Annotated in this window: 1 protein-coding gene; it reads left to right on the top strand. The window is 47.1% G+C overall.

The features are described 5' to 3' along the window. A protein-coding gene (locus C162_RS37705) for an IS5 family transposase (RefSeq protein WP_442792479.1) occupies positions 1 to 747 on the top strand; the annotation gives its coding sequence in 2 pieces (ribosomal slippage) (positions 1 to 305 and positions 305 to 747; 748 coding nt annotated over the 2 pieces). This gene is flagged as partial in the annotation. Positions 748 to 779: the final 32 nt, after the last annotated feature.

Genomic DNA, 779 nt, shown 5'->3' with positions numbered 1-779 from the left:
CCCGGACTGGGAAAGGGTCAAAGAACTGTTGCCACCTGAAAACAAGGGTGAAGGCAGACCCTCAAAACCCAATCGGGTGATGCTTAATGCCATGCTTTGGAAAGTCAAAACAGGGGCACCTTGGCGTGATCTGCCAGAACGTTTTGGTTCTTGGAAAACCGTGTATTCCCGGTTTCGTTTATGGAGCAATGACGATCTTTTTCAAAAGATATTTGAAGCGCTCGCCAGCGATGCAGACTTGCAGGATGTTTCTCTAGACAGCACCTCTTGTAAAGTTCACCAGCACGCAGCGGGGGCTAAAAAAGGGCTGAAAATGCCGCAACCAACCAAGAAATCGGACTTTCCCGAGGGGGACGCAATACCAAAATCCACGCTGTAGTCGACGCGCTAGGGAATCCGATTCGCCTATTTTTAACGCCTGGAAACATCCATGATTGTACGGCAGCGGTCGAAGTCCTGTCAGGGGTAAGCTTGTCCGGAACCGCTATTTTAGCCGATAAAGCCTACGGAACGGTAGAGATTCGAACGTACATTGAATCCCAAAACGCAACATACTGTATCCCGCCCAAATCCAATGCCGCAAATCCTTGGACATGTGATTTTTACCATTATAAAGAACGCCATGTAGTGGAATGTTTTTTCAACAAACTCAAACAATTCCGCGGAATCGCAACACGCTATGACAAGCTTTCTCGAAACTTTTTAAGCTTTGCCTTTCTCGCTTCCGCGATGATTCTGTTGAAGTAGCTTCAATATGATTAGTTTTCAGACACGCCCTA

The sequence above is a fragment of the Paenibacillus sp. FSL R7-269 genome, from assembly GCF_000517865.1.
Classification (GTDB): domain Bacteria; phylum Bacillota; class Bacilli; order Paenibacillales; family Paenibacillaceae; genus Paenibacillus_AQ.
Note: the sequence above shows the minus strand (reverse complement) of the source record. Positions and strands in the feature narration are given on the sequence as shown.